3 protein-coding genes are annotated in these 3853 nt (G+C 66.9%); all 3 read left to right on the top strand.

The window, feature by feature from the left end:
* The first annotated feature begins 107 nt into the window (after positions 1–107).
* The 3 genes from ACFWF3_RS27485 to ACFWF3_RS27475 are packed head-to-tail and all read left to right on the top strand — an operon-like array spanning position 108 to position 3755.
* Positions 108–1148 carry an ABC transporter permease gene (locus tag ACFWF3_RS27485; RefSeq protein ID WP_358070928.1) on the top strand — a complete coding sequence of 347 codons (1041 nt, stop codon included), beginning with the start codon at positions 108–110 and terminating at the stop codon, positions 1146–1148.
* Positions 1148–2098, top strand: a complete 951-nt coding sequence (locus ACFWF3_RS27480; protein ID WP_378990584.1) for an ABC transporter permease — start codon at positions 1148–1150, stop codon at positions 2096–2098. The genes ACFWF3_RS27485 and ACFWF3_RS27480 overlap by 1 nt, the downstream gene beginning before the upstream one ends.
* The gene (locus ACFWF3_RS27475; RefSeq protein ID WP_379316297.1) at positions 2091–3755 is read left to right on the top strand and encodes an ABC transporter ATP-binding protein; all 1665 of its coding nucleotides are present in this window, start codon (positions 2091–2093) and stop codon (positions 3753–3755) included. Before ACFWF3_RS27480 ends, ACFWF3_RS27475 begins: the two co-directional genes overlap by 8 nt.
* Positions 3756–3853 lie beyond the last annotated feature (98 nt).

The raw sequence follows: 3853 nt of genomic DNA, 5'->3' as shown, positions 1-3853 counted from the left end.
GATCAGACCCTCGACGGCTCCTTCAAGTTCCGGTTCACGGTTCTGAGCAAGTGAGTGACGTTGCTGCTGCGCCCGGATCACCGATCCGGGCGCGGCGTTTCGGGTGGATGCGCGGCGGGGGTTCCCGCCAGGTGGCTTTGCTGCGGTACCTGCTGATTCGGCTGTTGCTGATTCTGCCGACCGCGTGGTTGCTGGTGACAGTGGTGTTCTTCCTGATGCGGGTGATCGGTGACCCGATCAGCGCGGCCATGGGTGGCCGGCTGACCCAGGACCAGATCGAAGACCGCAAGGAAGCCGCGGGGCTCAATCGCCCTATCCTGACGCAGTATTGGGAGTACATCACCGGCTTCCTGCACGGTGACTTCGGACGGACCCAGGACAACCAGGCGATCAGCGATGTGGTGATCACCTACGGTGCCGCCACCTTCGAACTCGTCTTCTGGGGTCTGCTCGTGGCGTTCGCCGTCGGTGTTCCGCTGGGCAGATACGCCGCGACACACCGGGATACGCCCTCGGACGCGTTCCTGCGGTTCTCCGCGGTGCTGGCCTACGCGGCACCGGTGTTCTTCGTGGGCATGCTGCTCAAGCTGATCTTCTCGGTGTGGCTGGGCTGGTTCCCGGTCGGCGGCCGGGCCAGCACCGACGTAGAGCTCGCGCTGCAACATGTCTCGCCGAAGACGAACATCCTGATCATCGATTCGATCCTCTACGGCGAACCGTCCTATGTGCTCGACGTGCTCGAACACGCGGTGCTGCCCGCGGTGGCCCTGGGGCTGCTCACCGGTGGCATCTTCCTGCGGCTGGTGCGGGTGAACCTGATCCAGACGCTGCGCAGCGATTTCGTCGAGGCGGCGCGGGCGCGCGGATTGTCCACGCGGGTGGTCACCGGCAGGCACGCGGTGCGCAACGCGCTGATCCCGATCATCACGGTGATGGGCATGTGCATCGCGATGATGCTCGGCGGCGCGGTGCTCACCGAGACCACGTTCGAATGGAAAGGCCTGGGCTATCAGCTCGCCGAGTATCTGCGGGCGCGCGACTTCATCGCGGTACAGGGCATCGTGGCGTTCATCGCGCTGGTCGTCGCGGTGATGAGCTTCGTCGTCGACGCCATCGTCGCGCTGATCGACCCGAGGGTGAGGTTCTGATGACTACCGCTGTGAAACGCCGGCGTCTGCCCGGCGCCGAACTGTTGTCGAAAACCTCGGGGCTGCAACGGGTCACCCTCATCACCGGGTTGGTGCTGGTCGGTGTGTTCGTGTTCGTGGCGGCGTTCGCGCCGTTGCTCGCGCCCTACGGGCTGGCCCAGAACTCCGCTGACGGAGTGGCTTTCGTGCCGCAGCAAGGTCCGTCGGCCGAGCACTGGTTCGGTACCTCGGTGCGCAGCGAGGATGTGCTCTCGCGGGTGCTGTTCGGCGCGCGCACCGCGCTGCTGGTGATCGCGATCTCGGTGACGCTGTCGCTGCTGATCGGCGTGCCGCTGGGGCTGCTGTCGGGGTTCGTGGGGCGCTGGGTGGACAAGACGCTGGTGCTGATCATGGACGCCATCTACGCGTTCCCGTCGCTGCTGCTGGCGATCGTGGTGTCGATCGTCGTCGCGGGCGGCACGTCGAGCAGTCTCGGCGGCATGCTGTCGGCGGCCATCGCGATCACGGTTGTCTATGTGCCGCAGTACTTCCGGGTGGTGCGCAACGCGACGGTCGCGGTGAAGACCGAGCCGTACGTGGACGCCGCCCGGGTGACCGGCGCGTCGACGACGCGAATCATGTTCCGCCACATCCTGTCCAACGTCACCGGCTCGCTGCCGGTGATCGTCACGATCAATGCCGCCGACGCCATCCTCACCCTCGCCGCGCTCGGCTTCCTCGGGTTCGGCATCGAACCCACCCAGGCCGCCGAGTGGGGCTACGACCTGAACAAGGCGCTCAACGATGTCTCCAACGGCATCTGGTGGACCTCGATCTTCCCCGGCACCGCGATCGTGCTGGTGGTGCTCGGGATGACGCTGGTCGGCGAGAGCCTCGACGAAACGCTGAACCCGCTGCTGCGCACCCGGCGTGCGGTCACCTCGGCAGACAAGGAAACAGTCGATGAGTGAAAGGACTGCCGCACTGGCTGTTTCGGGGTTGTCGGTCACTTTCTCGACCGACAGCGGGCCCGTGAACGCGGTACGCAACGTGTCCTACGAGGTGTTCCCCGGTGAGGTGCTCGCCATCGTCGGCGAGTCCGGGTCGGGCAAATCGGTGAGTTCGCGCACCGCCATCGGACTGCTGCCGCATTCGGCGTCGGTGCGCGGGCTGGTGACCATCGGCGACCGGCCGGTCACCTCGATGACCGAACGTCAGCTCACCGCACTGCGCGGCGGCGAGGTGTCGATGGTGTTCCAGGAACCGGCGCGTGCGCTGGACCCGCTGTTCACCGTCGGCTTCCAGATCTGTGAAGCGCTGCGCGCGCACAGCGGGATGGGCCGAAAAGCCGCCAAGGCCAAGGCGATCGACCTGCTGCGCCTGGTCGGTCTGCCCGATCCCGAGCATCGCGTCGACTACTACCCGCACCAGCTCTCCGGCGGGCAGAAACAGCGCGTGATGATCGCGATCGCCATCTCGTGTGAGCCGAAGGTGATCATCGCCGACGAGCCGACCACCGCGCTCGATGTCACCGTGCAGGCCGAGATCCTGGAACTGCTGCGCGATCTGCGCGATCGGCTCGGCAGCGCGATCGTGCTGATCACCCACAACATGGGTGTGGTGGCCGACCTCGCCGATCGGGTGGTGGTGATGCGCGCGGGCGAGGTGGTCGAGCAGGCGCCGGTGCACGAGCTGTTCGCCAGCCCGAAGGCCGACTACACCAAGGCACTGCTCGATGCCGTTCCGCATCTCGGTGCGGCGACCATCGAGCGGCCCGTGATCGACCGGACCGTCGAGCCCGTGCTCGATGTGAAGGATCTGGTCGTCACGTTCCCCGGGCCGTTCGGCCGGCCCGCCTTCCGGGCCGTCGACGGCGTCAGCTTGCAGATCAGGCCGGGGGAGACCCTGGGGCTGGTCGGCGAGTCGGGGTCGGGCAAGTCGACCATCGGGCGCTGCGTGGCCGCGTTGCAACGGCCGAGCGAGGGGCACGTGCTGATTCGCGGGCAGGACATCGCGGATCTGTCCCAGCGCAAGCTGCGGCCGATCCGGCGGCGGTTCGGGTTCGTGTTCCAGGACCCGGCCGGTTCCCTCAACCCGCGCCTGACCGTCGGCGAATGCGTCGCCGAGCCCCTGGTCGTGCACGGCATCGGTGACAAGGCGAGCATCCGCGCGCGGGTCAGGCACATGCTCGACGACGTGCAGCTGCCCGCGGGCACCGAGAACCGGTACCCGCACGAACTGTCCGGCGGGCAGCGTCAGCGGGCGAGTCTGGCGCGCGCGCTCGTGCTCGACCCCGATCTGCTCGTGGCCGACGAGCCGACCAGCGCGCTCGATGTGTCGGTGCAGGCGGCGGTACTCGAGCTGTTCGCCGAGTTGCAGCGTGGTTGCGGTTGGGCGTGTCTGTTCATCAGCCACGACCTCGCCGTCGTCGACCAGCTCGCGGACCGGATCATGGTCCTGCGCGAGGGATCTTGCGTCGAGGAAGGCGACAACGAACAGATCCTGCGCAACCCGCAACACGAGTACACCCGCCGCCTCGTTGCCGCCGTTCCGGTCCCCGACCCGGTCGAACAGCGGCGGCGTCGCGCCGAGATCGCCGCCACATTCGCCACCGAACTGGAACAATGAGCTAGGAGCCGCACGACACCCGGACTGGCGGATCACTTAGAGTTACTAGGCATCTATCCGCCGATTCGGTCTGGAGCTTTCCCCCACAATGACTGAAC

Source organism: Nocardia sp. NPDC060220, assembly GCF_042727815.1.
Taxonomy (GTDB): domain Bacteria; phylum Actinomycetota; class Actinomycetes; order Mycobacteriales; family Mycobacteriaceae; genus Nocardia.
This window is presented reverse-complemented; position numbering and strand designations above follow the sequence as displayed.

Bases quoted from the DNA above. Each gene is read 5' to 3' on its own strand.
- ACFWF3_RS27475 (WP_379316297.1), top strand. From the start codon at position 2,091: ATGAGTGAAAGGACTGCCGCACTGGCTGTTTCGGGGTTGTCGGTCACT.
- ACFWF3_RS27480 (WP_378990584.1), top strand. From the start codon at position 1,148: ATGACTACCGCTGTGAAACGCCGGCGTCTGCCCGGCGCCGAACTGTTG.
- ACFWF3_RS27485 (WP_358070928.1), top strand. From the start codon at position 108: ATGCGCGGCGGGGGTTCCCGCCAGGTGGCTTTGCTGCGGTACCTGCTG.